The organism is Luteimonas notoginsengisoli, assembly GCF_042648885.1.
In the GTDB taxonomy this organism is placed as follows: Bacteria; Pseudomonadota; Gammaproteobacteria; order Xanthomonadales; family Xanthomonadaceae; genus Luteimonas; species Luteimonas notoginsengisoli.
This window is the reverse complement of sequence record NZ_JBHRYF010000001.1, coordinates 270,598-295,689: the sequence shown is the minus strand read 5'-3', so window position 1 is coordinate 295,689 and position 25,092 is coordinate 270,598. Positions and strand designations below refer to the sequence as shown.

Below are 25,092 nucleotides of genomic sequence, written 5' to 3'. Positions count from 1 at the left end.
AAATCGCACGGCGCGTTGACGAGTCACGGCGGAGGATCCGCACACCCCGCCGATCGATCCGCCATGAATACGCTGCTCTCCTGCACTGCCGCCCTCGTCATCGCCGCCGCTGCATTGCCCGCTGCCGCGCCGGTGCATGCTTCCAGCAATCTCCAGCGCTGCATCGCCGCCGACGGCTCGGAGATGTACACCGACCAGGCGTGCGGTCGCCTGGGTGCCGATGCGCTGCCGCTTCCGCGCGAATTGATGGCGCGGATCGTCGAGGATCGGGCCGCCGCGCGACGCCACGATCCGCTTCGTGGCACGGTCGATGCTGCGCGGCCGCTGGACGTCGGCATGGTCCCGGTCGGACGCCGTTCTCCCGAGTCGGGGTGCGCCAAAAGCGCGACCCAGCTCGCCGCCGACCTGCGCGGCGCGCTCGCGCTCGGCGACGTCAATCGCGTCGCGGAGAGCTACCACTGGGCAGGCATGTCGGCCAAGGCGGGCAGGCCTGTCATGGATCGCCTGCAGGACCTGAGCACCAAGGAGATCCTCGATGGGCGCTACTACGGGGGCGGTCGCGGCGGGCTTTCCGACGCCGCTACCTCGATCGCCAGCGCCGATGGCGCAACGGACTCGGGGAGCACGGGCTTCCTGGAGCTCGTCGTCGACGGAGACCAGGCGCAGTCGGTCATCGACTTCGAGGTGTTCCGCTATCGCGGCTGCTATTTCGTCAGTTTCTGAGCGGCGCTATTTCCGATCACAAGCTCGTCCCCACGGCGGACCACTTCCCGTTGACGGTGCCCGCGGCTAGTCTTGGGCGATGCGTCTTGGCACTACCCTGCTCCTCGTACTGGCCTGCGCAACGGGCATGGTGTGGTCCGCATGCGCCGGGGCGCAGATCAGACGCTGCACCGCGCCCGACGGGCAGGTGATCTTTACCGATCGCGCTTGCAGCGATGTCGGCGGTGCCGAGCGCCCCGCTCCTTCCATGCACTCGCCTGCATACGGCGGCAAGGCGTGGGCGCGCGGTTGTTCGCGCAGCCTGCGCGACCTGATCTTCGAGGTGACGGCGGCAATCGACAGCCGCGACGTCAACCGCCTGGCCGGCGTCTACAACTGGACCGGCATGTCGAGCCGCAACGGCTACGCTGTGCTGGGACGACTGGATGCGATCGCCAATCGGCCACTGCTGGACGTCAGCGCCGTCCTGCCCGCGCCGCGCCTCAGCGTCGATGCCGATGGCGACATGACGGTCAGCGGCGCCGTGGACGCCCAGGCATACCCGGGCGCCACGATCGTGCGTCGCAGCCCCGTCGCGCTGCGGGTCGAACAGACCCTGGCCAACGGCTCGACGCCTGCGCGCACCGTGTTCGGGCTGCGGCGGCACATGGGCTGCTGGTGGATCGTGCTCTAGCGACGGCGTCGTTCAAGGATGAGACAGCTGGCGGAGGTGCAAAGCGAGCGTCGCTCCATGTCATCCCGAGGCAGGGCGACACTTGTCTTCCAGTGCCGGGCCCGCATGCTTGGCTGCGACCGGTGCCGGCAACGGCTCGACAACCCCATTCCACTTCCGCGGTTCCGATGCCGGCAGCCCGCGTCTGGCAAAATGCGCGTCTCTCCTCGCGCGAGTGGCTGCCATGCAATACCCCGAATGGATCTGGCAAAACGGCACCATCAAGCCCTGGGCCGAGGCGACCACGCATGTCATGTCGCACGCGCTGCACTACGGTTCGTCCGTGTTCGAGGGCATCCGCAGCTACGAGACGCCGCAAGGCCCGGCGATCTTCCGCCTGTCCGACCACAACCGGCGGCTGTTCGCCTCGGCGCGGATCTACGACATGGCGATTCCGTACTCGCTCGACGAGATCAACGCCGCCTGCCGCGCCGTGCTGCAGAAGAACGCGCTGGGCAAGGCTTACCTGCGCCCGGTGGCCTGGCGCGGGCTGGGCGGGTTCGGGCTGTCGGCGGAAACGCCCGTCGACGTCGCCGTCGCGGCCTGGCAGATGGGCGCCTATCTCGGAGACGGCGTGCTCGAGCAGGGCATCGATGCCTGCGTGTCGAGCTGGCAGCGCTTCGCGCCCAACACGATTCCGGCCGGGGCAAAGGCGGGCGGCAACTATCTTTCGGGCCAGCTGATCGCGCGCGAAGCCCGCCGGCTCGGCTTCGGCGAAGGCATCGCGCTGGCATCGACCGGCCTGCTCAGCGAAGGCGCCGGCGAGAACATCTTCCTGGTCTTCGACGGTGCGCTGCACACCACCCCGGTCAGCGCCGCGCTGCTCAACGGCATTACCCGCAACAGCCTCATCACGCTGGCGCGCGAGGCCGGTATCGAAGTGGTCGAGCGCGACATGCCGCGCGAATACCTCTACTTGTGCGACGAGCTGTTCATGTGCGGCACGGCGGCGGAAGTGACCCCGATCCGCTCGGTCGACGGCCGGCAGGTCGGCGCCGGTAAGGCCGGTCCGGTGACGCGGCGGATGCAGGCGCTGTTTTTCGGCTTGTTCGATGGCAGCACGCCCGACCGGCACGGATGGCTGGAACCCGTGCAGCCCTGATGCCTGCGTAGACACAGCTTTGCCCTCCCACAGCGACGGGAGGGATGAGCACGGCGCGGCTGCGAGCCATGGCTTCGTGCGCCGTCGAGCGCACGTCAACTGCGCTGGTGCGCCGGCCAGTTTGCGATGGATTCCTTCAGCGGCGCCGCGGACGCGGGCGCCGCTTCACAAGGTGCCGTTGCCCGCCGAAAACGTCAGCGTCGCCACCACGCCGCGCTCCTCGCCCGGCACCACGCGCACGCGCCATCCGTACAGCGCGCACAGCCGGCGCACGATCGACAGGCCGATGCCGCCGCCGAGCGAATGCTCGGCGTGGGTGCCGCGGTAGCCGCGTTCGAACAGGCGCGCCGCATCCTCGGCGGACAGACCGGGGCCGGAGTCGATGACCTCTACCGCGCCGTCGAGCAGGCGCACGATCACCTCGCCCTGGGTGGTGTACTTGACCGCATTGCCGATCAGGTTGCCCAGCGCGACGTTGACCGCCGATTCGGGCGCATCCACCACCAGCTCGCGACTGCCTTCGAGGCGCAGCGCCAGCGGCTTGCCGCCGAGCTGGGTGCGATGGGCGTCGAGCAGCTGCTCGGCGACGCGCTGCACATCGGTGGCGCCATGGCCGCGCTCGTTGCGCGACAGCAGCAGCAGCGCGCTGATCAGGTCGGTGCACTGCTGCTCGGCGCGCTGGATGCGCAGCAGCCGCGCCCGCGTCTTCTCGTCGAGGTCGGGCCTGGACAGCAACAGTTCGACCGCGCCCTTGACCACCGCCAGCGGCGTGCGCAGCTCGTGGCTGACATCGGCGTTGAACTCACGGTCGCGCTGCACCACTTCGGTCAGGCGCGCGGCGTAGTCGTCCAGCGCGGATGCGAGCTGGCCCACCTCGTCCTCGGGAAAGTGCGGGGCCAGCGGCTCGGGCTGGGTGCTGTCGCCGGAGGCCTGCAGGCGTCTGGCGAGTTCGGACACGGGGCTCATGACCCGCGCCGCCGACCACCAGCCGATCAGCGCCGAAAGCAGGGTGAAGATCCCGACGCTGCCGATCAGCGCACGATTGAGACGCTCCTGGCTTTCCCGTTCCTCGGCGATGTCGTAGGCGAGAAAGAACCAGTAATCCGGGTCCTTGCGCACGGCGAGTCGATAGACCCGCTCGTTGCCCGTCACCGGATCCTGTTCGGTCAGTTCATGCACTCCATTGGCCAGCGCGCGCCAGGCGTCCGGCACGCGGTCGAGCTTGCTTGTACTGAACTGCCGCCCCTGGATCTTCTCGAACGGCACGCCGATCGCATCCGGGTTGCGATAGAAGCCTTCGGCGAACACGTTGTTGTTCTTCGTAAGCGCTGCGCTGATGACCTGGTCTTCGACGCGGTTGCGCAGATAGACGGCAGTACTTGCGATCAGCGCCGTCAGGACGAAGCCGAAGATCACGAATGACAGGATGATGCGGCTGCGCAGCCGCCGCCGATATCGACGCTTGCGCGCCAGCGCGCGCTCAGGCGCTGGCATCGGGCGCAGCGATGCGGTATCCGATGCCATGGCGGGTCTGGATCAGCAGTACGGGGAACGGCTTGTCGACCACCGCGCGCAGGCCATGGATGTGCACGCGCAGGGAGTCCGAATCGGGCAGTTCCTCGCCCCATACGCGGGTTTCCAGTTCCTGCCGCGTCACCACCGCCGGCGAGGCTTCCATCAGCGCCTGCAGGATCTTCAGCGCGGTGGGATTGAGCTGCAGCAGCTTGCCGCCGCGGCGGACTTCCAGAGTGTCGAGGTTGTATTCGAGGTCGGCCACCTCGAGCACCCGCGTCTGCACGCCGCGACCGCGCCGCGACAACGCATTCAGGCGCACCTCGACTTCCTGCAGCGCGAACGGCTTGACCAGGTAGTCGTCGGCGCCGGAATCGAAACCGGCCAGCTTGTTGTCCAGGCTGTCGCGCGCGGTCAGCATCAGCACCGGCGTCTGCTTGCGCGCTTCGTTGCGCAGCTTGCGGCAGACCTCGAGGCCGTCGATGCCCGGCAGGTTCAGGTCGAGCACGATCGCGTCGAAGTCGTGCACGACGGCCAGGTGCAGCCCGGTCACGCCATCGGCGGCGAAGTCCACGGTGTGGCCGCGGTCTTCGAGATAATCGCCGAGGTTGGCGGCGATGTCCTGGTTGTCTTCGATGACGAGAATGCGCATGGGGTGGTCTAGAAACCTTCTTTTGGCATCTGGCGGGGCGGCGAGCGCCTGAGCATGTCCTGCGATTCTTCCGCCGCGCGGTTGCGCGCGGCAACGGTCATGCACTGGTTGCTGCTCATGTGCGAGCCGGTCTTCTTGGTTCGCTTGCAGACCAGGCGGCTGTCTTCGCCGGCCTTGGTCAGGATATTGTTGACAAGTTCCTGGTCGTTGAAGACCTCGAGCTTCTGCTGTTCCTTGAGCTGCTCCACGCCTCCGGCCTGGTCGAGCACCGTCGCGATACGCGCCAGCGCCGCCTTCACTTTTTCGCGGTCCGTGGCTTCGATCTCGCTGTAGGTCTTGCCATCGCCCAGCTCCCTGAGGATGCCGTCGCGCTGCGCCGCAAATCCATTGTCGACGTTCACGCGAGTACCGGTGTCGCCCGCCGCCGCGTTGCCCGCGGCCAGCATGCATGCGGCAATCAGAATCCACCTGAACATCGATTCGCCTCCTCGCAATCGGCCCGGCCACGTTGCCGGACGCATGGGCTTCGAAGTCTGGCACAAAACAAAAGGCCCAAGCGAGATGGTCGCTTGGGCCGAAAAGGTACTGCCCCGATAACCGTAATCCGCCGACTGGCCCGATGGACTGCCTGGAGAGAGCGCGCGATTGCGGTTCGGGAAACGTTACGACCGGGACGGTTAGTGGCCCGTTAAACGCAGGGTTATCTTTTCATTAAAGCGGCGCGCGGCGGCGATTTCGCCCGCCGCTTGGGCAGCGGGGGAGCCCCGGCCGCGACGTGGTCGATGATGCGACCGGCGATGTCGACGCCGGTGGCCTGCTCGATCCCCTCCAGCCCCGGCGACGAATTGACCTCCAGCACCAGCGGGCCGCGGCGGGCGCGGATCAGGTCGACGCCGGCAACGCCGAGTCCCAGCACCTGCGCCGCACGTACCGCGACCGCCTGCTCGGCAGCGCTCGCGCGCACGGCCTTGCCGATGCCGCCGCGGTGCAGGTTGGAGCGGAAGTCGCCCTGCGGCGCCTGCCGGCGCATGGCCGCGACCACCTGGTCGCCGACAACGAAGCAGCGCAGGTCCGCGCCCTTGGCTTCCTCGATGAACTCCTGCACCAGGAACGTGGCATAGAGCCCGCGCAGGGTCTCGATCACGCTGCGCGAGGCCGACAGCTTTTCGGTCAGCATGACCCCGCTGCCCTGGGTGCCCTCGTTGAGCTTGATCACGTGCGGCGGCGGCCCGAGCATCGCCAGCAGGTCGCCGGTGTCGTCCGGGTTGTCGCCGAACACCGTCACCGGCATGCCGATGCCCTGCGCCGCGAGCAATTGGTGGCAGCGCAGCTTGTCGCGCGCGCGCATGATCGCCACCGACGGATTGGGCGTGAAGCTGCCCATCAGTTCGAACTGGTGCAGCACCGCGTTGCCGTAGCGCGTGATCGAGGCGCCGATGCGCGGGATCACGGCGTTGTAGCCGGCGATCGGCCGGCCCTTGTAGCGCATGTCGAAGCCTTCGATGCTGATGCGCATGTAGCAGCGCAACGGGTCGAGCACGCGCACGGTGTGGCGGCGTTCGCGCGCGGCCTCGACCAGGCGCCGGGTCGAATACAGCTTGCTGTTGCGCGAAAGGATGGCGAGCTTCATGCGGGGGGCCCGGGTTGGTAACGCGGCGGCTTGCCGTGGAGCGAGGATCGTGCGGGGTCGACCGTGAACGCACCCGCGATGGCGGTGCGGCCGAGCAGCATCGGGAAGCGCATGCTGCGGCGATCGGCGAGGTTGATTTCGATGTCGCGTTCCATCCCTGCCAGCCACAGCCGCGTGGCGAGGAAGACCCGCAGGGTGCGCCGCCCGCCGGAGTCCACCACCTCGCGCTCGTCGAGGATCGGCGCGCAGGCGTCCACCACTTCGTGCCGCGCACGCGCAGGCGTGATGCGAAAGCCCACCCATGGCGCGCCGCCTTCGCTGAAGCGCCACTGCGCATCGACGTGCAGCGCCGAGGTGCGGGCGCCGGTATCCACCTTGGCCCGCAGCCGGGGGATGCCGAGCGTCGGCAACGCCACCCACTCGCGCCAGCCCAGCTCGACCATCGTTCGTCCTTCCCGCGCGCCATCGAAGGTGCGCCATATCAAAAACGGCGGCCCACCCGTGGGGCGCGCCGCCGTCCGAACCTGGAGCGGGTGAAGGGAATCGAACCCTCGTCAGTAGCTTGGGAAGCTACAGCTCTACCATTGAGCTACACCCGCGGAAGCCGCCAGTTTATGCCCGCCGCTCGCGCCGTGGCAATCCATCCCGGCACCGGACGCGGCCGAAAAAGAAGGGCCCGCGAGGGCCCTTCGCGTGTCGCCCAGACGCTGCAGGCGTCAGAAGCTGCTGCCTACCGTGGCGAACACGGTGGCGTTGTTGCCGCCGCCCTGCTGCACGGTGGCCATGGCGCCGACGTTGGCGTCCAGACCGAGCATGCGCGTGCGCGCGCCGATCACGATCGAGGTGTAGTTGCGGTCGTACGAAAGCCCCGGCACCGCGTATTCCAGCGAGCCTGGAATCGACTGCGCGCTGGCGAAGACCTGGGGGTCGCCCTCCTCGAACTCGTGGTCGTAGGTGAGCTTGGCGTACGGCACGAGGTGGTCGTTGATGGCGTAGCTGGCCTGCCAGCCGACGCTGCCGATCAGCGAATCGAAGCTCTGGTCGGCATAGGCCAGCGACGACGACAGCGTCGGCTGGCTTTCGCGGTAGCCGTCGACGTCGATCTGCTGCGACACCACGCTCAGTACCGGCCCGTGCTGCAGCGCGTCGCTGCCGAAGTTCCAGCCGGCGTTGATCGCGGCCGTGATGTTGTCGCCGTCGGCCGAACCGGTATGCACGCGGGTGGCCTGGCCGAGCTGGAGCTTGCGGTCGACGTCGAAGTTCAGCTGCGAATAGCTGAGCTGGCCGTTGACCCACGCGCCGCCTTCGCCGTACCAGCCGGCGAAACCGCCAATGGTCGCGTCGGACTGCTCGAACTTGCCGCCGTTGTGGCCGAAGTCGATGCGGCCGCGGCCGTAGCCGGCGAAGCCGCCGAACACCAGGTTGCCGCTGGTCCAGTCGACGCCGCCGGCGAGCGCCGGGATCACGCCGTCATAGTCGTCGCCGCTGCCGTAGCGCTGGAAGTCGCCGCGCAGGTTGGTCCACCAGTGCATGCCATCGGCCTCGGGCGCGCCCGACACGTGCGAGCCGACGATGTCGGCGCGCGCGCGGCCGGTGGTGGCGGCCGAACGCGGCAGCACCGCGATCTGGCGCGGGGCTTCGAGCATGTTGATCGCCAGCTGGCTGATGATCCGGTGCGCACCGGCGCTCGGATGCACACCGTCGGCGAACAGGTAGCTGTCCTGCACGTTCGGATCGACGTACGACGCCGGGTTGCAGAACAGCGACGAATCGCCGGCGGGCGCCGGCTGCATGCCGCAGCCGGCATCGGTCACGTTGACCAGGCCGTAGGCGGACGGGTCGGCGACCGCTTCCTGCAGGAAGTGGAACGTGTCGACCGGGATCACCTTCAAGCCGTTGCTGGCCAGGCCGGCGAACAGCGCGTTGTTGTAGGCGGTGGCGAGCGCGGTGCCCTGGCCCATCGCGACCGCGCCGCCGGCGCGCGAGGACGGGGTCAGGCCGATGTCGGGGATGGTCGGCACCAGCACGTACTGCGCGCCGGCCGCCTGCAGCGTGCCGACGATGCCGATCTGCGCGGTGACTGCGCCGCCGATGATCGCCTGCGCCTGCGACGGATCGGCCGCGACCGCGAACAGGTCGTTGGCCCCTCCCCAGACGGTGTACAGCGCGTTCGGATCGGCCTTGCCGCCGTTGGCGGCGAGATAGTTGTTCATCTGCGTCGCCAGCGACGGGATCGGGCCAAGGCCGCCGTTGACGTTGATGCCCACGCGCGCGCCGCCGGCGGCGTAGTTGTCGCCGTTCTGGCCGTTGCCGTTGGGCGAGGCGTCGGTGCCGTAGTAGTCGGCGAGGTATTCGGACCAGACCAGCCCCGGATTGGTGGTGAACTTGCCGATCAGCGCGCCCGAAGGACCGACCACCTGCAGCAGCACGGGGCGGAAATAGCCGCTGTCGGTGAGGCTGTCGCCGAAGAAGACGGTGTTGCTGTAAGGACTGTCGCCCTGCGCGAAGACCGGCGCGGCGGCGAGCGCCAGCGCGGCGGCAAGGGTGTTGCGGATGGGACGGGACAGCAACGCCATGAGCGAAATCTCCTTGGGAAACGGGCCGCTCCGACGTACGGGAGCGGATGGTGGGGCATGGTTCCACGAACGCCGGGCGCGCTCAAGGTGCGCCGCCGCATCGCGGGTGCAGGCGCCGATGCAAGCGGCCACAATACGCGCATGGACATCCTGCTCAACGGCGAACCCCTGCCCCTGGCCGCACACACCACCCTGGGCGAACTGCTCGAAAGCCAGCATCTGGCACAGCGCCGCGTCGCGGTGGAGATCAACGGCGAGATCGTGCCGCGCAGCCGCCATGGCGAACACGTGCTGCACGCCGGCGACCAGGTGGAGATCGTGCACGCGCTGGGCGGTGGGTGAGCGGCACCGCCCCAGGCAAATGTCGATCGCCAGCACGGCTACGCGCAGCCCACCCCACCCTGCGCTGACCAGGCCTGGTGAACGCGCTGAATCGCCGACGCACTTTGCGCGATAATTCCGCGATGGATACCCAAGCGCACCACGGCGATGCACTGGTCGTCGCCGGCAAGACCTATCGCTCGCGCCTGCTGACCGGCACCGGCAAGTTCAGGGACCTCGACGAAACCCGCGCCTCCACCGAGGCCGCGGGTTCGGAGATCGTCACCGTCGCCATCCGCCGCAGCAACATCGGCCAGAACCCCGGCGAGCCCAATCTGCTCGACGTGCTGCCGCCGGATCGCTACACCATCCTGCCCAACACCGCCGGCTGCTACACCGCCGAGGACGCGGTGCGCACCTGCAGGCTCGCGCGCGAGCTGCTCGACGGCCACGCGCTGGTCAAGCTCGAGGTGCTGGGCGACCAGAGGACGCTGTTCCCCGACGTGGTGCAGACGCTCAAGGCCGCCGAGCAGCTGGTCGCCGAGGGCTTCGATGTGATGGTCTACACCTCTGACGATCCGCTCCTGGCCAAGCGTCTCGAGGAGATCGGCTGCGTCGCGGTGATGCCGCTGGCCGCGCCGATCGGATCGGGCCTGGGCATCCAGAACAAATGGAACCTGGTGGAGATCGTCGAGAACGCGAAGGTGCCGATCATCGTCGACGCCGGCGTCGGCACTGCTTCGGACGCGGCGATCGCGATGGAGCTGGGCTGCGACGGCGTGCTGATGAACACCGCGATCGCCGGCGCGAAGGACCCGGTGTTGATGGCGCACGCGATGAAGCTGGCGATCGAGGCCGGGCGTTCCGCGTTCCGCGCCGGGCGGATCCCGCGCAAGCGCTACGCCAGCGCGTCCAGTCCGGTGGAAGGGCTGATCGGATAATGTCGCCAAGCCATTGCGTGTTCCTTCTGCCCATGGAAGAGGGTGGCGCAAGGCGCCCGGATGACGGTGCGGCGGTAGACACGAAGATGGGCTTTCGTGGATGTGGCCACCCCCTGCGCGTTTGCGCATTCCCGTTTCGCAGCGCCCCCGCCCGCCGCCGCACCCGCCGGAAACAGGGCTGAAGGCATGACCGACCCGTTCTCCAGCGACGGCGCCAAGGCCCCGCCCAAGCCGTTCACCGTCGAGGAGGGAAACCGCCGCGTGCGCAGCTTCGTGCTGCGGCAGGGGCGGTTCACGCCGGCGCAGCAGCGCGCGTTCGATGCGCTATGGCCGCGTTTTGGCCTGGATTTCATGCCGCCCGGAAGCAGCGGCCAGCCGCGCGATTTCGACGCCGTCTTCGGCCGGAGCGCCAGGCGCGTGCTGGAAATCGGCTTCGGCAATGGCGATGCGCTGCGCTACGCCGCCGCGCGCGACCGCGAGCGCGACTACATCGGCCTGGAGGTCCACGCCCCCGGCGTCGGCCGACTGCTCAACGCGCTGGCGCAGGACGACAGCGACCACGTCCGCCTCTACCACCATGACGCGGTCGAGGTGCTCGAGCACGAGGTCGCCGACAGCACGCTTGACGAGATCCGCATCTACTTCCCCGACCCGTGGCACAAGAAACGCCACAACAAGCGCCGCCTCCTGCAGCCGGCCTTCGCCGCGCTGCTGGTGAAGAAGCTCGCCTGCGGCGGTCGCCTGCACCTGGCCACCGACTGGCGGGACTACGCCGAACAGATGTGGGATGTGCTCGATGCCACGCCCGGCCTGCGCAACCGCGCTGGTCCACGCGGCCACGTGGCGCGCCCCGACTGGCGGCCCCAGACGCACTTCGAGACACGCGGCCAGCGGCTGGGGCATGGTGTGTGGGATCTGCTGTATGACCGGGAGCCGGGAATCGCGAATGGGGCATCGTAGGAGCATGGACATCCGGCTTCCCCGATTCACCGTCGAGGTTCGCGTTGCCGGCACGAACAACCGAACATGCCCGGGACCGGGTGCGCGCACTTTCGATTCCCGATTCCCGAGCCCCGAATCCCGGCCCTGATGGACACCGCCCTCACCCTCACCACCGACATGGCGCTCGTACTGGGCCTGGTCGTGCTGACGATGGTGTTGTTCCTGTTCGAACGCGTGCGCGCCGACGTGGTGGCGCTGGTGGTGCTGGTGCTGCTCGGCCTGACCGGGCTGGTCGCGCCGGAGGACATCTTCAATGGCTTCTCGTCGGACGCGGTGATGAACGTGATCGCGACGATGATCCTGGGCATGGGGCTGGACCGCACCGGCGCGCTCAACCGCCTGGCGAGCTGGCTGCTGCGGCGCTCGAACGGCGTCGAGCAGCGCTTGCTGCTGCTGTCGTCGGCGATTGCCGGGCTCAACTCGTCGATCATGCAGAACACCTCGGTGACCGCGCTCTACCTGCCGATCGTCTCGCGCCTGTCGGCGCGCACCGGGGTCAGCCTGTCGCGGCTGCTGATGCCGGTCTCGGCGTCGATCATCATGGGCGGCGGCCTGACGATGGTCGGCAACTCGCCGCTGATCCTGCTCAACGACCTGCTGGTCGCGGCCAACGCCAACCTTCCCTCGGGCGTCGGCACGCTCGAGCCTTTGCGCATGTTCGCGCCCATGCCGATTGGCCTGGCGCTGCTGGCCGCGGCGCTGGCCTACTTCCATTTCTTCGGCAACCGCCAGCTGCGCGACGACACCGACAAGGGCGTGACGCCGGCGCGCACCCAGAGCTATTTCGCCAAGTCCTACGGCATCGAGGGCGAGGTGTTCGAACTGGTGGTCAGCGCCGACAGTCCGCTGGTGGGCATGGCGCTGGGCGAGGCCGAGGCGCTGCACGGCGCGCCGCTGCTGCTTGCGCTGAAGACCGGCAACGAGTCGCGGCTGGCGCCGCCGGGCGATGCGCGGATCTGGGTTGGCAGCGTGATCGGCGCGATGGGTTCGCGACAGCAGGTGGCCGATTTCGCGCAGAACCAGTTCCTGCGCATGAGCACGCGGCTGCGTGAGTTCGGCGACCTGTTCAACCCCAGCCGCGCCGGCATTTCCGAGGCGGTGGTGCCGCCGACCTCGAAGTTCATCGGCAAGACGCCCGCCGACCTGCACCTGCGCAAGAGCTACGGCATCAGCCTGCTGGCGATCAACCGCGACAAGGACGTGCTGCGCGAGAACGCGCGCAATGTCCCGCTGCGCGCCGGCGACATGCTGGTCCTGCACAGCATCTGGCAGGACCTCGCGCAGACCGCGGCCAATCGCGACTTCGTGGTCGTCACCGATTACCCGAAGGGCGAACAGCGCCCGCACAAGTTCAAGATCGCGATGGTGATCTTCGCGGTCACCATGCTGATCGCGCTGTCGTCCAGGATCCCGACCTCGATCGCGCTGATGGCCGGCGTGGCCGGCATGCTGGTCAGCGGCGTGCTGAAGATGGACGAGGCCTACGCGGCGATCAACTGGAAGACGGTCTTCCTGATGGCTTGCCTGATCCCGCTGGGCTGGGCGATGGATTCCAGCGGCGCGGCGGCGTGGGTCGCCGGCCACAGCATCGAGCGCTTGCCGGAGGGCCTGCCGGTGTGGCTGATCCAGCTGGCGCTGGCGCTGCTGACCACTTTGTTTTCGCTGGTGATCAGCCACGTCGGCGCGACCATCGTGATGGTGCCGCTGGCAATCAATTTGGCGCTGGCCGTAGGCGGCAATCCGACCGCGTTCGCGCTGATCGTCGCGCTGTCGGCATCGAACAACTTCATGACCGCGTCGAACCCGTCGATTTCGATGATCACCGGCCCCGCCGGCTACACGGCGCGCGACATGTGGCGCGTGGGCGGGCCGCTGTCGCTGGTCTACACCACGATCGTGGTGCTGATGGTCAACCTGATGTTCTAGGTGCCCCGGTCGTAGCTGGGCCGGACGCGAGCGACCCGCGCCGATCGTTGTGGGAGCGGCTTCAGCCGCGAGCTTTTGAAGGGCGCAATGTCCGCCCAGCCCATTTGCATGGCATCGCCCGAGAGCTCGCGGCTGAAGCCGCTCCTACAAAGACGGGTGCAATCTGCAGGCTCCGCCTTCGAGTGCCCTAGGTTCTGTCGAGCACCACGTCGCCGTTCCGCACGACCACCGCGACCGCGCGCAGCGCTTCGCCGCGGCAGGGGCCTGCCACGCAGACGCCACCGCTCAGTTCGAACGTCGCGCCGTGCACTGCGCAGACCAGGTGGCCTTCGCGACTCTTGAGGAACTGGCCGGGCGCCCAGTCCAGCCGCCGCCCCGCGTGCGGACAGATGTTGAGCCAGGCGCGGACGCGATCGCCGTCGCGATGCAGGATCAGCGATTCGGCATCGCCGTCGATCGTGGCTTCCGCCTCGGCGAAGCCGCCGTCCTCGATCTGGGTCAATGGCAGGAGCCGCAGGCCGTCTTCACCCGTGTTTAACAAACTCCTTACATCTTCACTCATTGCCCGGCCGATACTCCGTCACCTGTCCGTCATCGTAACGCCCCGACCGCACCATGTCCGATCGCCTGTTCCGCTCCTTCCAGACCCGTTTCTCCACCGTCGGCCTGTCGGCGATGTTCGCGCCGCGCAAGCCGCGGCATCCGCTGCTGCGCGTGCTGCTCGGCATGGTCGGCGTGCTGCTGCTGGCGGGACTGCTGGTGATCGGCCTGGTCGTGGGCACCGCGATGCTCGCTGGCGGGCTGCTGGTTCGGCTGCTGCGCGGGCGCGGCAAGCCGGTGGCCGCGCGCACGCGCGTGGTGGACGCCGAATACCACGTCGTCAAACCCGGCCAGCCGCTGCTGCGCTGAACGCGCCCGCGTCACGCGACGCGCGGCCCGCCGCATCCTCCAGGAATCTCCATGACCGACGAGCCCCGCGATGTCGTCCCCGCCCTGCCGTGCCCGCGGGTGCCGGTTCGCGGCGGCGGCAGCTTCCCCGTGCACCGGATCTACTGCGTCGGCCGCAACTTCGCCGACCACGCCCGCGAGATGGGCGCCGCCGCGCCGGCGTCCCGGGCCGAGCGCGGGCAGCCGGTGCTCTTCCTCAAGCCGGCCGATGCGATCGTCGTCGACGGACAGGCCACGTACCCGCCAGGCACCACGGACCTGCAGCACGAGATCGAGCTGGTCGTCGCGCTGGGCCGCGACGCCCCTGATGGCGTGCTCGACCGCAACACCGCCCAGCGCCTCGTCTACGGTTACGGCCTCGGCCTGGACCTGACCCGCCGCGACCTGCAGGCCGCCGCCAAGGCCAAGGGCCTGCCCTGGGACACCGGCAAGGCCTTCGACCAGTCCGCCCCCGTCAGCGAGCTGCTGCCGGCCGGCGCCGTCGGCGAACTTGCCGCGCGCACCCTGTCGCTGACGGTGAACGGCGAGCTGCGCCAGCAGTCGCGACTGGACCAGTTCATCTGGGACGTGCCCGACATCCTCATCGCGCTGTCCGCGCTGTACGCCCTGCGCGCCGGCGACCTGGTCTTCATGGGCACGCCGGCTGGCGTCGCCGCGCTCCACTCCGGCGATCGCTGCGTGGGCCGGCTCGACAACCTGCTCGAACTGCAGTGCCGCATCGCGCCGCCGCGCGTGTAGGCTGGACCCGACACCCCAAGCGAGGAAAGCACATGGGCATGATGAGTGAGTTCAAGGAATTCGCGATGCGCGGCAGCGTCGTCGACCTCGCGGTCGGCGTCGTGATCGGCGCGGCCTTCGGCAAGATCGTCACCGCGCTGGTCGACAAGGTGATCATGCCGCCGATCGGGCTGCTGATCGGCGGCGTGGATTTCTCCAAGTGGGTGATCACGCTGAAGCAGGCCACGGTGGATGCGGCCGGCGAGGCGGTGCCGGCGGTGGTCATCGGCATTGGCGAATTCCTCAACGCGGTGATCCAGTTCGTCATCCTCGCGTTCGCGATCTTCCTGGTGGTCAAGGCGATCAACCGCTTCCATCGCAAGCCCGATGCCGCCCCCGCCGCGACGCCGGAGGACGTGCTGCTGCTGCGCGAGATCCGCGATGAGCTGAAAGGCCGGACCTCGCCGACGCCGTGATGCGACCGCCGCCACGCGCGGCATGACTTGTGCCACAGGCCGCGAAGCCGCAGGGGCTGCCACCCTCGCGGCTTCGTCTTTTTTCCCGACCCACGCGCTCTGCCGCGCGTCGCGTCCATCCCCGCCGGAGACCGCCATGCGCCTCGCCCCGTTGCTGCTTGCCCTCGCCCTCGCGCTGCCCGCCGCCGCGAATCACGCCGCTACCCGCATCCCGGACGCGGCGATCGAGCGGGCCGCGCAGCTGCGCGAGCAGGCATTGGCCAGTGACCTGGGCTGGAAGATCACCGAATCGCTGACCACCGAGGTCGGCCCGCGGCTGGCCGGCAGCGAAGCCGACGCGCGCGCGGTGGCGTGGGCCAAAGCCAAGTTCGAACAGCTCGGCTACGACAAGGTCTGGACTGAACCGGTCACGTTTCCGAAGTGGGTGCGCCGCAGCGAGCACGCCGAGGTGCTGGGCACGCATGCGCAGTCGCTGCTGCTGACCGCGCTGGGCGGCAGCCCCGGCGGCACGGTCGAAGGCGAAGTCGTGCGCTTCGCCGACCTGGACGCGCTGAAGGCGGCCCCGGACGGATCGCTGGTCGGCAAGATCGCCTTCGTCGATTATCGGATGAAGAAGCAGCGCGACGGCGGCGATTACCGCAACGGCGGCGGCATCCGCGGGCGCGGGCCGTCGGTCGCGATCCACAAGGGCGCGGCGGCATTCCTGATGCGCTCGGCCGGCACCGATTCCTCGCGCGCGCCGCATACCGGCAACACGCGCTTCGAAGACGGCCTCGAACCGATTCCATCGGCGGCGCTGTCGATGGTCGACGCCGACCAGCTCGCGCGCCTGGCGGCGCTCGGGCCGACCCGGGTGCGGGTAGCGCTCGATTGTGGCTGGGACGGCAAGTACACCTCGCAGAACGTGATCGGCGAGATCACCGGCAGCACGCGCCCCGACGAGATCGTGCTGATCGGCGGCCACCTGGATTCCTGGGACCACGGCACCGGCGCGATCGACGACGCGGCCGGCATCGGCATCACAATGGCCACCGGCGCGCTGCTCAAGCCGCTCAAGCCAAAGCGCACGATCCGCGTGGTCGCGTTCGCGAACGAGGAGCAGGGCCTGCACGGCGGGTTCGCCTATCGGGACGCGCATGCGAAGGATGTCGCGAAGCATGTCATCGCCGCCGAAAGCGACTTCGGCGCCGGCCGCATCTACGGCTTCGACAGCAGCGCGCGCGCGAGCGAGAAGGCCGCGTTCGAACAGATCGCGGCATCGCTCGCGCCGCTGGGCATCGAGACGATGCCAGGCCAGGGCGACCCCGAATCCGACATCGGCCCGCTGACCGAGCGCGGCATGGCCTGGGCCTGGCTGGGCCACGACGGCACCGACTACTTCGACCTGCACCACAACGCCGAGGACACCCTGGACAAGATCGAGCCGAAGGCGCTGGCGCAGAACGTCGCCGCGTACGCGGTGTTCACCTGGCTGGCGGCGCAGGCCGACGGCGGCTTCGGCAGCGCGCCGAAGGCGGCGGGCGCCACGCGCTGACCTCGGCGACGCGTCGCATCCACCGGACGATCATCACGCGCTCCCATGTCTCCCGCATCCTTCTTCGTCCGCACGCTTGGTTCCGAAGAGGATGCAACGATGCGCGCCATGCTGGCGATGTTCGGCGAGGCGTTCGGTGACGTGCCGACCTTCAGCGAAGCGCCACCAGGCCAGGCCTACCTCCGGCGGCTGGGCAGCGACGCCTTCATCGCGCTCGCTGCGCTGAAGGACGGCGCGGTCGTCGGCGGACTCGCGGCCTACGTACTGTCCAAGTTCGAGCAGGAACGCAGCGAAATCTGCATCTACGACCTGGCGGTGTCGGAAGCCCGTCGCAGGCAGGGCATCGCGACCGCCCTGCTCATGGAACTGCGGAGGGTGGCGGCGCGTACGTGATCTTCGTGCAGGCCGACCACGGCGACGAGCCCGCCATCGCGCTGTACACGAAACTTGGTATCCGAGGACGTGCTGCACTTCGACATCGCGGTGCCGCGGCGCGCCATCCACATCGAAGCCGCGCGGCGTGGCCTAGCCCAACCGTTCGAACAAGCGGTCCCGACGCAGCTTGTGGCAGCGGCTTCAGCCGCGAGCTTTTCGCCCTTTTGCAGAAAGTAAAAGCTCGCGGCTGAAGCCGCTCCCACATGTCATTGCCATGGACCTACCGGCCAGCGGTAGCGGCCACACGTGGTGCGATGCCATCGGCCACCCCCGGTCCGCGCATCCAGCCGATCCAGCAGCCTCGTTCGCGGTCGCGCATCGCGAGGCCGCGCACCATGCCGTCGCCGTCGAGCAGCAGCACGCGTTCGCCCGGCGCGTCATCGAGGACGAAGCGGACCCGGCGGCCACGCGCACCCGGATCAAGGCGGTTGTCGACGACCGCCACCTCGACATCTCGCGCATCGAGCGGGTGCATCGCATCGGCTTCCGGCCGGTGCCCGAGCCACTGTGTTTCCGGCCACGCGAACACCGCCACCCGCGCCGCACGCGCGGACGGCAGCGCGGCTGCGAGCTCTTCCGGCACGGTTTCGCCCAGCGGCAGCGATGGTTCGACGACGCCGACCGCCGCGGCCAGTCCCGTCTGCCCGGCAACGGCCTGCATGCCGCCGCCGAGCTTCGCCATCCACAGCTGGCTGGGCAGCAGCGTAATGGCCACCAGCACGACCAGCGCCAGCGCGCGTGCCGGGCGGCGCGCCTGCGCGGCCGTCGCCAGCAGCAGGCCGGCCCAGAACAGGCTCGACCAGACCACGTAGCGCGGCGCCAACAGTTGCCCTGGGTGCACGCTGAAATAGTCGATGCGCACCAGCGCGATCATCGCGCCGACCGCGGCGGCGAAGCACGCCAGGCCAATGCCGGCCAGCCCAATGCCCGCCATCGCGGCGGACGCGCGGTCGCGCCATGCCCGCCAGGCGAGCACGGCAAGCCAAGCGAGCCCCGCCAGACCGAACAGCAGGTGCGGCCAGCGCGCGAGCAGCACCGGTCCGAACGCGCCTTCGTAGGCGTGGGCGATCGCCTGCGCGGGCACTCGCGCCGCGGTCACCGGAACCTGCGCCGCCAGCTGCGTATCCAGCAGCGGCCACGCGGCATACACGAACGGCCCGGCCAGCCAGCGCAGCAGCGTTTCGCCTTGGCGCAATGGCGCCAGGGCGGGCAGCGCCCCGCTGCCGCCGTCGAAGTGCAGCAGCACCAGCGCGAGCAGCAGCCCGGCGGCAAGCGCGATCCACTGCGGCCACGGCGCCCGTCGCAATGCGAGCACCGCCGCGAACCCGGCGAAACAGGCGATGCCGCTGCCGAAGGAGAACGCCGCGGCAAGTCCGCACGCGGCTGCAAGTGCGGCGTCGACCACGCCGTCGCGCCCGCCTCGCTCCCGCGACAGCACGTGCAGGCCGATCGCAAGGAACAGCGTGACGCAGTACGCGTGCACCGATTCGTTGCCGTGCGCGAGCGCGCGGATGTTGCCCAGCCAGAACACGCCCAGCACCACGGCCAGCAGTGCGGCGCTCCGCGCCGGTGCCGCTGCGAGCCCGCGGATGCCACGCCAGAACACCAGTACCGTCGTCAGTGCCAACGCGATCCCGACCACGACCTGCAGCCACTGCTGCGCGGCGAACGCGTGCAGCTCGATCACCCGCACCGCGTTGGGCAGCACTTCGTGGTGGCCGTTGTCGGGCGCGAGGATGTCTTGTGGGAACGGTGCCTGCAGGAAATGGCCGAGCAAGCGCCAGCCGTCCGCGTAGGGCACGCGCGGCGCCAGCCACCACATCGCGGCGACGCCGGCGAGCAGGTAGAACAGCGCGAGTGCGCGCGCCAGCGGCACCAGGTGGCGCCGGGCGTCGTCCGGCGGTGGTGCCATCAGGAGTGCACTCCTTGCATCACCGCGATCGGGCTGCGCCACTCGCAAGAACAGCCTCCTGCATGAGCGGTTTCAGCCACGAGTTCCCGGCCTCCGGCATTCCAGCGAAGAGCTCGCGACTGTAGTCGCTCCCACGCGTTCCACAAGTCATCGCGCGCGCGCCCACTGTGCCAGCAACACCGCGGTGGCGGCGGCGACGTTGAGGCTCTCGACCGCGCCGCTGCCGGGGATCGACAGGCGCAGGTCGCAGGCGGCGGCCAGGCTCGCGTCCATGCCCTCGCCTTCGGCGCCGAGCACGTACACCAGCCGCTGCGGCAGGGGCGTGGCGAACAGGTCCTGGCCCCCGCGCACCACGGTGGCGGCGAGCGTGAAGCCGGCCCCACGGAGCTGCGCGATGGCGTTGTCCTCACGTCCCAGGCGCACGAACGGCACCGCTTCGGCACCGCCTTCGGCCACGCGCGCCGCCGCGCCCGAGAGCGCCAGCGGCGAAGCCTTCGGCAGCAGCAGCGCCCGGATCCCGAAGTGCGCGGCCGAGCGCAGGATCGCTCCGAGATTGTGTGGGTTGCCGACGCCATCGAGCCACAGCGCGCAGCACGGTCCGGCCGGCAGCGCCTCCAGCCACGTGGCCAGCGATTGCGGCGGCTCGCGCAGCACCTCGGCCACCACGCCTTCGTGGTGCTTGCTGGCGGCGAGCTTGTGCAGGTCGGCCTCGTCGACCACGCGGTAGCCGACCCGATGGGCGACGCACCATTTCAGCAGCGGCTGCAGCTGCGGGATGCGGGCTTCGGCCAAGTAGATCTTGCGGATCGCCGCAGGCCGGCGCGCGAACACCGCCTGCACGGCGTTGAGCCCGTACAGCCGCAATTCCTCGTCGCGCTGGCGGCGCGGCGGCGCGGCGTCATCCGCACCGGCCTGCGGCGGGGGGCGCTTCCACGGCGATGGCGGGCGGTCAGTCGGCATCGTCCAGCGTGTCCCGGGTCCTGGCGAAGCTGCGCAGGTCGTGCAGCTTGCCACGCGTGAGCACGGCGCGCCGCTGCGTGCCTTCCTCGAGGAAACCGTTCTTCAGCAAGACCCGCGCCGACGCGGTGTTGAAGTCGAGCACCGTCGCATGCAGCCGGTACAGCGACAGCGTGCGCATCACCCACGGCGCGAACACGCCGACGACGCGCGTCATGTGCCCGCGGCTCCAGTGACGCCGCCCCAGCCAGTAGCCGAGTTCGGCGCCGTGGCGGCGCTCGCCCTGGCCGGCGCGCACGCCGATGCCGCCGCAGGCCTGGCCGTCGATCTCGATCGCGAACACCGGCGCGCTGAAGTCGACCACGCGTCCGGACAGGAAGGCTTCGCCGTCGGCGCGCGTGTAGGGATTCGGAAAGCGGTCGCTGGTGCCGCGCGCGACCTGCGCGTCGTCGGCATGCAGCAGCAGCGATTCGAGGTCGTCGTCGCGCCATGCGCGCAGGCTGACGGCGGCCTCGACGGGGGCGCCGCCGACCAGGAGCGTCGTTGTCTTCCAGTCCGCGTCGGTCATCGTGCGAAGGATACGCGAGCGCGCAGCGTGGCCTGTGGATCGTGGTGGCGGCGGTGCTTCCGCAAGCGACCGGTCCATGCACAGGCATGCCACTTCCACGACTGCACGAATCACGCGCGACGCAGGTTCCGCGCGCCTTTCGCCGCCGGGATTACGCGTGCCCGCCCACCGACGGCGTCTTCGCCTCCTGCGCTTCCAGTTCCTGCGCCACCGCATCGGGCGAGCGCGTGTACGGCGCCAGCAGCGCGTAGAACGCCGGCACCACGAACAGCGACAGCAGGGTCGAGAACGACACGCCGAAGATCACCACCACGCCGATCGTCGCGCGGCTGGCCGAGCCCGGACCGCCGGCGACCACCAGCGGAATCGCGCCGACCGCCGTCGCAATCGAGGTCATCAGGATCGGGCGCAGGCGCACCACCGAAGACTCCACGATCGCCTCGGCCACGCTGCGGCCGGCATCGCGCAGCTGGTTGGCGAACTCGACGATCAGGATGCCGTTCTTCGCCGCCAGTCCCACCAGCATCACGATGCCGATCTGGCTGAACAGGTTGAGCGTGCCGCCGGTGATGGCCAGGCCGATCAGCGCGCCGAGCACGCCGAGCGGCACCGTCAGCATGATCACGAACGGATGGATGAAGCTCTCGAACTGCGCCGCCAGCACGAGGTACACCACCAGCAGCGCCAGGGTGAAAGTGAGCAGCACGGCGCCGCCTGCCTTCTGGTATTCGCGCGACTCGCCCTTCCAGTCGATCTGCGCGTAGTCGGGCAGCTCGCTGCGGGTGACCTCGTCGAGGAACGCCAGCGCTTCGCCCATGCTGTAGCCCGGGGCGAGACCGGCGCTGATCGTGATCGCACGCAGGCGGTTGAAGCGGTTGAGGCTGCCCGGCTCGGCCAGCTCGCCGAGCGTGACCAGGTTCGACAGCGGCACCAGGTCGCCGTTGCGCGCGCGCACGCGGATCGCGTCGAGGTCGGCCGGCGCCGCGCGTCCCGCGCGCCCGGCCTGCACCAGCACGTCGTATTCCTCGCCCTCCTGCACGAAGGTGGTGACCTGCCGGCTGCCCATCATCGTTTCCAGCGCGCGGCCGATGTCGGTCACGCTCACGCCGAGGTCCGACGCGCGCGCGCGGTCGATCTGCACGCGCATCTGCGGCCGGGTTTCCTTGTAGTCGGAGTCGACCGAGAAGAAGCCGGGGTTGGCCTCCATCCGCTGCATCAGGATGTCGCGCCAACCGGCGATTTCCCTGTATTCCGGGCCGCCGAGCACGATCTGGATCGGCTGCCCGCGGCTGCCGACCAGGCCGCCGCCCACGCGCGGCTGCGCGCGTACGCCGCTGAGCGCGCCCAGGTCCTTGCGCAGCGAGTCGGCGACTTCCGCCGTGGACTGGTCGCGCTTCTGCCAGTCCTCGAGAAACACGATCACGTTGCCGGTGTGCATTTCCTCGCTGGCGCCCCAGCCGCCGGGCACGCGGGTGTTGTAGCGACGGATCACCGGGTCGTCGCCCTTGACCCGTTCGGCGAAGATCGATTCGACCTGCTTGATCTGGCCCACGGTGTAGTCGAAGCCGGCGCCCTCGGGGCCGACGATCGAAACGAAGAACGCGCCACGGTCCTCGGCCGGCGCCAGTTCGGACGGCACGAACCTGGCCAGACCGTAGATCGCCGCGACGCAGGCCAGCATCGTCAGCACGACGCCCAGCCCGATCCGCCGCGGCCGCGCCGCCACGAGTCGCACGAGCGCGCCGCGATAGACGCCCGCCACCCGGTCCAGGCCGCGGTTGAACCCGCGATTGACCGGATTGGATTTCTCCTGCGCATGCGGGCGCACCATCTTCGAGGCCATCATCGGCGTCAGCGTCAGCGCCACGAACGCCGACAGCGCCACCGCGCCGGCCAGCGCCACCGACAGCTCGCGGAACAGCCGCCCGGTGTTGCCCTCCATGAAACCCACCGGCAGGAACACCGCCACCAGCACGGTGGTGGTGGCGATCACCGCGAACGCCACCTGCCGGGTGCCGCGCACCGAGGCCACCAGGCGCGGCTCGCCCAGGTCGACCCGGCGCTGGATGTTCTCGAGCACCACGATCGCATCGTCCACCACCAGGCCGATCGACAGCACCAGCGCCAGCAGCGTGAGCAGGTTGATCGAATAGCCGAACAGGTACAGCGGGATGAACGCCGCCAGCAGGCACACCGGCACCGTCACCGCCGGGATCATCGCCGCGCGGAAACTGCCGAGGAACAGCCAGATCACCAGCAGCACCAGCGCGATTGCCTCGCCCAGCGTGGCGTAGACGCGTTCGATCGAGGCTTCGATGAAGACCGTGTCGTCGAAGGCGACGAAGATGTTGGTGCCTTCGGGCAGCGACTTCTGGATTTCCACCGCCATCGCGCGCGCCGCGCGGGTGACGTCGAGCGCGTTGGCGGTCGAGGTCTTGATGATGCCCAGGCCGATGTTGGGCTGGCCGTTGCTCTGGTAATACGCGCGGCGCTCGGCCGAGGCCAGTTCCACCTGCGCCACGTCGCCCAGCCGCACCACGTAGCCGTCAGCGCCCTTGCGCAGCGGGATCGCGGCGAAGTCGGCCGGCGTCGTGTAGCCGCGCGCCACGCGCAGGGTGAAGTCGCGGGTTTCCGACTCGATCCGCCCGGCGGGCAGTTCGACGTTCTCGGCGCGCAGCGCGGCTTCGACGTCGTTGGCGGTGATGTCGCGCGCGGCCATCGCCGCCGCGTCGAGCCAGATGCGCATGGCGTAGCGCTGGCGGCCGCCGATACGCACCTGCGCCACGCCATCCAGGCTCGACAGGCGGTCGACGATGTAGCGGTCGGCATAGTCCGACAGCTCCAGCGTGTCCATCGTGGTCGAGCTCATGTTGAGCCAGATGATGGTGTCCGAGTCGCTGTCGGCCTTCTCCACCTCGGGCGGATCGGCTTCGTCGGGCAGGCGGTCGGCGACGCCGCTGATCGCGTCGCGGACGTCGTTGGCCGCGGCCTCGATGTCGCGCTTGAGGGTGAACTCCAGGGTCACCGCGGAGCGGCCGTTGACGCTGCGCGACTGGATGGTCTCGATGCCCTCGATGCCCGACAGCGCGTCCTCGAGGACCTGGGTGATGCGGGTCTCGACCACCGCCGACGACGCTCCCGGGTAGTTGACGTCGACCGAGACGATCGGCGGATCGATCGCCGGCAGCTCGCGCAACGTCAGGCGCGAGAACGCCATCACGCCGAGCACCATCAGCAGCAGGCTCACCACGGTGGCGAACACCGGGCGGCGGATGGAGACGTCGGACAGCAGCATCGGTCAGCCTCCCGCGGCGGGCGCGGCGGCGGGAGCGAGGTCGGATGTGGCTGCCGGCGTTTCGTCGCCAGCGCCAGGCTTGCGAGCGGTGGGTTTCGGCGACGGCGCGGCGACCTCGCGGATCTTCGAACCGGCGCGCAGCTTGCCGGTGCCATCGACGACGATGCGGTCGCCGGGCGCCAGGCCGTCGAGCACTTCGGCCTGCCCGCCGGCGCGTGCGCCGATCTTCACCGGCGCCTGTTCGACGGTGTCGCCGCGCACGCGGTAGACGAACGAATCGCGGCCGACCTGGACGATGGAAATCTCGGGCACCAGCAGCGCCTGCCGCTCCGGCCGCTCCAGTTCGACCTGCAGCAGCATGCCCGGCCGCAGCGCGCGGTCGGGGTTGGGGAAATCGCCGCGCACCACGACCGCGCGCGTGGCCGGATCCAGGCGCACGTCGACCACCGACACCGTGCCCTCGAAGACCCGCCCGGGAAACGCGCCGGTGGTGCCGGCCAGACGCTGGCCCACTTCCGCCAGCGCCATCTGCACCTCGGGCACCGGAAAATCGACGTGCACGCGGGCGATGTCGTCGAGCGAGGCGATCACCGTGCCCGGCGTCACCAGCGCGCCGGGGCTGACCTGGCGGATGCCGAGCCGCCCGGCGAACGGCGCGCGGACCACCCGGTCGTGCAGGTTGGCGCGGATCTGCGCGACCTGCGCGCGCGCGGCGTCGCGGGTGGCACGCTGGGTATCGAGCGCGGCGCGTGCGATCAGCTGCTGCGCGGCGAGTTCGTCCTGGCGCTTGTACAAGCGTTCGGCCTCGGTCGCCGCAGCCTGCGCGGCGGCCAGCGCGGCCTGCTGCTGCTGTCCGCTCAGGGTCACCAGCGGCGTGCCCTTTGCGACCTCTTCGCCGCTGTCGAAATGCACCTGCTGCACCGTCTCGCTGACCTTGGCGGTAACGTCCACCGACTCGCGCGCCTTCACGGTTCCCAGCGCGCGGATGCGGTCGTGCCAGGGCTGCATCGCCACCGTCGTGGTGGTGACCGTTTCCACCGGCGCCGCGCCCGGTGCGACGGCCGCCTGGTCGTCACACGCGGCAAGGCCGAGGCACAACAGGGCGCACAGGAGCAGGCGGGGCATCGCGGAGGGGCTGGATCGGGGCATGCGG

At 69.5% G+C, this 25,092-nt stretch carries 24 protein-coding genes and 1 tRNA gene; 12 read left to right on the top strand and 13 right to left on the bottom strand.

Features of this window, described 5'->3' with window-relative positions:
• Positions 1-63 precede the first annotated feature (63 nt).
• The 3 genes from ACFOM9_RS01310 (at position 64) to ACFOM9_RS01300 (ending at position 2,537) form a co-directional block, all read left to right on the top strand.
• Positions 64-723 carry a hypothetical protein gene (locus tag ACFOM9_RS01310; protein ID WP_386705425.1) on the top strand — a complete coding sequence of 220 codons (660 nt, stop codon included), beginning with the start codon at positions 64-66 and terminating at the stop codon, positions 721-723.
• A gap of 247 nt (positions 724-970) precedes the next feature.
• Positions 971-1,396: a hypothetical protein gene (locus tag ACFOM9_RS01305; protein WP_386705424.1), complete on the top strand. Its 426-nt coding sequence runs from the start codon at positions 971-973 to the stop codon at positions 1,394-1,396.
• 223 nt (positions 1,397-1,619) lie between these two features.
• A complete protein-coding gene (locus tag ACFOM9_RS01300; RefSeq protein ID WP_386705423.1) occupies positions 1,620-2,537 on the top strand; it encodes a branched-chain amino acid transaminase in 918 nt (305 codons plus the stop codon).
• Positions 2,538-2,702: 165 nt separating this feature from the next.
• Here the strand turns inward: ACFOM9_RS01300 and ACFOM9_RS01295 are convergent, their stop codons facing one another.
• From ACFOM9_RS01295 to ACFOM9_RS01265, 7 genes are all read right to left on the bottom strand, one after another.
• A complete protein-coding gene (locus ACFOM9_RS01295) occupies positions 2,703-4,061 on the bottom strand; it encodes a sensor histidine kinase (protein ID WP_386705422.1) in 1,359 nt (452 codons plus the stop codon).
• Complete coding sequence (locus ACFOM9_RS01290) at positions 4,018-4,701, bottom strand: response regulator transcription factor (protein ID WP_386705421.1); 684 nt, start codon at positions 4,699-4,701, stop codon at positions 4,018-4,020. The genes ACFOM9_RS01295 and ACFOM9_RS01290 overlap by 44 nt, the downstream gene beginning before the upstream one ends.
• A gap of 8 nt (positions 4,702-4,709) precedes the next feature.
• Positions 4,710-5,222 (bottom strand): hypothetical protein, encoded by a 513-nt coding sequence (locus ACFOM9_RS01285; protein ID WP_386705420.1) that lies wholly within the window; start codon positions 5,220-5,222, stop codon positions 4,710-4,712.
• Between the two features lie 179 nt (positions 5,223-5,401).
• On the bottom strand, positions 5,402-6,331 hold the full coding sequence (gene rimK, locus ACFOM9_RS01280; protein ID WP_386705419.1) for a 30S ribosomal protein S6--L-glutamate ligase: 930 nt from the start codon (positions 6,329-6,331) through the stop codon (positions 5,402-5,404).
• Positions 6,328-6,774 carry an ATP-dependent zinc protease family protein gene (locus ACFOM9_RS01275; RefSeq protein WP_386705418.1) on the bottom strand — a complete coding sequence of 149 codons (447 nt, stop codon included), beginning with the start codon at positions 6,772-6,774 and terminating at the stop codon, positions 6,328-6,330. Before ACFOM9_RS01275 ends, rimK begins: the two co-directional genes overlap by 4 nt.
• Before the next feature lie 82 nt (positions 6,775-6,856).
• Positions 6,857-6,930, bottom strand: a tRNA-Gly gene (locus ACFOM9_RS01270).
• Positions 6,931-7,047: 117 nt separating this feature from the next.
• On the bottom strand, positions 7,048-8,907 hold the full coding sequence (locus ACFOM9_RS01265) for an autotransporter domain-containing protein (protein WP_386705417.1): 1,860 nt from the start codon (positions 8,905-8,907) through the stop codon (positions 7,048-7,050).
• A 141-nt stretch (positions 8,908-9,048) separates the two neighbouring features.
• On the opposite strand from ACFOM9_RS01265, the gene thiS reads away from it, so the two are divergent.
• The 4 genes from thiS (at position 9,049) to ACFOM9_RS01245 (ending at position 13,097) form a co-directional block, all read left to right on the top strand.
• Complete coding sequence (gene thiS, locus ACFOM9_RS01260) at positions 9,049-9,249, top strand: sulfur carrier protein ThiS (protein ID WP_386707226.1); 201 nt, start codon at positions 9,049-9,051, stop codon at positions 9,247-9,249.
• Between the two features lie 122 nt (positions 9,250-9,371).
• Positions 9,372-10,169: a thiazole synthase gene (locus ACFOM9_RS01255; RefSeq protein ID WP_386705416.1), complete on the top strand. Its 798-nt coding sequence runs from the start codon at positions 9,372-9,374 to the stop codon at positions 10,167-10,169.
• 186 nt (positions 10,170-10,355) lie between these two features.
• Positions 10,356-11,129: a tRNA (guanosine(46)-N7)-methyltransferase TrmB gene (gene trmB / locus ACFOM9_RS01250; protein WP_386705415.1), complete on the top strand. Its 774-nt coding sequence runs from the start codon at positions 10,356-10,358 to the stop codon at positions 11,127-11,129.
• 129 nt (positions 11,130-11,258) lie between these two features.
• Entirely contained in the window at positions 11,259-13,097 is a 1,839-nt protein-coding gene (locus ACFOM9_RS01245; protein WP_386705414.1) for an SLC13 family permease, read from the top strand.
• 187 nt (positions 13,098-13,284) lie between these two features.
• Here the strand turns inward: ACFOM9_RS01245 and ACFOM9_RS01240 are convergent, their stop codons facing one another.
• Complete coding sequence (locus ACFOM9_RS01240) at positions 13,285-13,659, bottom strand: Rieske (2Fe-2S) protein (RefSeq protein WP_386705413.1); 375 nt, start codon at positions 13,657-13,659, stop codon at positions 13,285-13,287.
• A gap of 53 nt (positions 13,660-13,712) precedes the next feature.
• Here ACFOM9_RS01240 and ACFOM9_RS01235 point away from each other — a divergent pair, with 53 nt between their 5' ends.
• From ACFOM9_RS01235 to ACFOM9_RS01215, 5 genes are all read left to right on the top strand, one after another.
• Positions 13,713-14,006, top strand: a complete 294-nt coding sequence (locus ACFOM9_RS01235) for a hypothetical protein (RefSeq protein WP_386705411.1) — start codon at positions 13,713-13,715, stop codon at positions 14,004-14,006.
• A 51-nt stretch (positions 14,007-14,057) separates the two neighbouring features.
• Positions 14,058-14,783 (top strand): fumarylacetoacetate hydrolase family protein, encoded by a 726-nt coding sequence (locus ACFOM9_RS01230; protein ID WP_386705409.1) that lies wholly within the window; start codon positions 14,058-14,060, stop codon positions 14,781-14,783.
• Between the two features lie 32 nt (positions 14,784-14,815).
• A complete protein-coding gene (gene mscL, locus ACFOM9_RS01225; RefSeq protein WP_386705407.1) occupies positions 14,816-15,238 on the top strand; it encodes a large-conductance mechanosensitive channel protein MscL in 423 nt (140 codons plus the stop codon).
• Between the two features lie 136 nt (positions 15,239-15,374).
• Positions 15,375-16,772: a M28 family peptidase gene (locus ACFOM9_RS01220; RefSeq protein WP_386705405.1), complete on the top strand. Its 1,398-nt coding sequence runs from the start codon at positions 15,375-15,377 to the stop codon at positions 16,770-16,772.
• 99 nt (positions 16,773-16,871) lie between these two features.
• Positions 16,872-17,165, top strand: a complete 294-nt coding sequence (locus ACFOM9_RS01215; protein WP_386705403.1) for a GNAT family N-acetyltransferase — start codon at positions 16,872-16,874, stop codon at positions 17,163-17,165.
• A gap of 262 nt (positions 17,166-17,427) precedes the next feature.
• On the opposite strand, the gene ACFOM9_RS01210 is transcribed toward ACFOM9_RS01215, so the two are convergent.
• The 5 genes from ACFOM9_RS01210 to ACFOM9_RS01190 form a co-directional block, all read right to left on the bottom strand.
• Positions 17,428-19,119, bottom strand: a complete 1,692-nt coding sequence (locus ACFOM9_RS01210; protein ID WP_386705401.1) for a hypothetical protein — start codon at positions 19,117-19,119, stop codon at positions 17,428-17,430.
• A 147-nt stretch (positions 19,120-19,266) separates the two neighbouring features.
• On the bottom strand, positions 19,267-20,079 hold the full coding sequence (locus ACFOM9_RS01205) for a TrmH family RNA methyltransferase (protein WP_386705400.1): 813 nt from the start codon (positions 20,077-20,079) through the stop codon (positions 19,267-19,269).
• Positions 20,069-20,644 carry a GNAT family N-acetyltransferase gene (locus ACFOM9_RS01200; RefSeq protein ID WP_386705399.1) on the bottom strand — a complete coding sequence of 192 codons (576 nt, stop codon included), beginning with the start codon at positions 20,642-20,644 and terminating at the stop codon, positions 20,069-20,071. Before ACFOM9_RS01200 ends, ACFOM9_RS01205 begins: the two co-directional genes overlap by 11 nt.
• Before the next feature lie 151 nt (positions 20,645-20,795).
• Positions 20,796-23,939, bottom strand: a complete 3,144-nt coding sequence (locus tag ACFOM9_RS01195) for an efflux RND transporter permease subunit (RefSeq protein ID WP_386705398.1) — start codon at positions 23,937-23,939, stop codon at positions 20,796-20,798.
• Positions 23,940-23,942: 3 nt separating this feature from the next.
• On the bottom strand, positions 23,943-25,064 hold the full coding sequence (locus ACFOM9_RS01190) for an efflux RND transporter periplasmic adaptor subunit (protein WP_386705397.1): 1,122 nt from the start codon (positions 25,062-25,064) through the stop codon (positions 23,943-23,945).
• Between the last annotated feature and the right edge of the window lie 28 nt (positions 25,065-25,092).

What these genes read in the sequence shown, in the direction of transcription:
- ACFOM9_RS01310 (WP_386705425.1), top strand. Translation starts at nt 64, where the DNA reads ATGAATACGCTGCTCTCCTGCACTGCCGCCCTCGTCATCGCCGCCGCT.
- ACFOM9_RS01305 (WP_386705424.1), top strand. Translation starts at nt 971, where the DNA reads ATGCACTCGCCTGCATACGGCGGCAAGGCGTGGGCGCGCGGTTGTTCG.
- ACFOM9_RS01300 (WP_386705423.1), top strand. Translation starts at nt 1,620, where the DNA reads ATGCAATACCCCGAATGGATCTGGCAAAACGGCACCATCAAGCCCTGG.
- ACFOM9_RS01295 (WP_386705422.1), bottom strand. Translation starts at nt 4,061, where the DNA reads ATGGCATCGGATACCGCATCGCTGCGCCCGATGCCAGCGCCTGAGCGC.
- ACFOM9_RS01290 (WP_386705421.1), bottom strand. Translation starts at nt 4,701, where the DNA reads ATGCGCATTCTCGTCATCGAAGACAACCAGGACATCGCCGCCAACCTC.
- ACFOM9_RS01285 (WP_386705420.1), bottom strand. Translation starts at nt 5,222, where the DNA reads ATGCGTCCGGCAACGTGGCCGGGCCGATTGCGAGGAGGCGAATCGATG.
- rimK (WP_386705419.1), bottom strand. Translation starts at nt 6,331, where the DNA reads ATGAAGCTCGCCATCCTTTCGCGCAACAGCAAGCTGTATTCGACCCGG.
- ACFOM9_RS01275 (WP_386705418.1), bottom strand. Translation starts at nt 6,774, where the DNA reads ATGGTCGAGCTGGGCTGGCGCGAGTGGGTGGCGTTGCCGACGCTCGGC.
- ACFOM9_RS01265 (WP_386705417.1), bottom strand. Translation starts at nt 8,907, where the DNA reads ATGGCGTTGCTGTCCCGTCCCATCCGCAACACCCTTGCCGCCGCGCTG.
- thiS (WP_386707226.1), top strand. Translation starts at nt 9,049, where the DNA reads ATGGACATCCTGCTCAACGGCGAACCCCTGCCCCTGGCCGCACACACC.
- ACFOM9_RS01255 (WP_386705416.1), top strand. Translation starts at nt 9,372, where the DNA reads ATGGATACCCAAGCGCACCACGGCGATGCACTGGTCGTCGCCGGCAAG.
- trmB (WP_386705415.1), top strand. Translation starts at nt 10,356, where the DNA reads ATGACCGACCCGTTCTCCAGCGACGGCGCCAAGGCCCCGCCCAAGCCG.
- ACFOM9_RS01245 (WP_386705414.1), top strand. Translation starts at nt 11,259, where the DNA reads ATGGACACCGCCCTCACCCTCACCACCGACATGGCGCTCGTACTGGGC.
- ACFOM9_RS01240 (WP_386705413.1), bottom strand. Translation starts at nt 13,659, where the DNA reads ATGAGTGAAGATGTAAGGAGTTTGTTAAACACGGGTGAAGACGGCCTG.
- ACFOM9_RS01235 (WP_386705411.1), top strand. Translation starts at nt 13,713, where the DNA reads ATGTCCGATCGCCTGTTCCGCTCCTTCCAGACCCGTTTCTCCACCGTC.
- ACFOM9_RS01230 (WP_386705409.1), top strand. Translation starts at nt 14,058, where the DNA reads ATGACCGACGAGCCCCGCGATGTCGTCCCCGCCCTGCCGTGCCCGCGG.
- mscL (WP_386705407.1), top strand. Translation starts at nt 14,816, where the DNA reads ATGGGCATGATGAGTGAGTTCAAGGAATTCGCGATGCGCGGCAGCGTC.
- ACFOM9_RS01220 (WP_386705405.1), top strand. Translation starts at nt 15,375, where the DNA reads ATGCGCCTCGCCCCGTTGCTGCTTGCCCTCGCCCTCGCGCTGCCCGCC.
- ACFOM9_RS01215 (WP_386705403.1), top strand. Translation starts at nt 16,872, where the DNA reads ATGCGCGCCATGCTGGCGATGTTCGGCGAGGCGTTCGGTGACGTGCCG.
- ACFOM9_RS01210 (WP_386705401.1), bottom strand. Translation starts at nt 19,119, where the DNA reads ATGGCACCACCGCCGGACGACGCCCGGCGCCACCTGGTGCCGCTGGCG.
- ACFOM9_RS01205 (WP_386705400.1), bottom strand. Translation starts at nt 20,079, where the DNA reads ATGCCGACTGACCGCCCGCCATCGCCGTGGAAGCGCCCCCCGCCGCAG.
- ACFOM9_RS01200 (WP_386705399.1), bottom strand. Translation starts at nt 20,644, where the DNA reads ATGACCGACGCGGACTGGAAGACAACGACGCTCCTGGTCGGCGGCGCC.
- ACFOM9_RS01195 (WP_386705398.1), bottom strand. Translation starts at nt 23,939, where the DNA reads ATGCTGCTGTCCGACGTCTCCATCCGCCGCCCGGTGTTCGCCACCGTG.
- ACFOM9_RS01190 (WP_386705397.1), bottom strand. Translation starts at nt 25,064, where the DNA reads ATGCCCCGCCTGCTCCTGTGCGCCCTGTTGTGCCTCGGCCTTGCCGCG.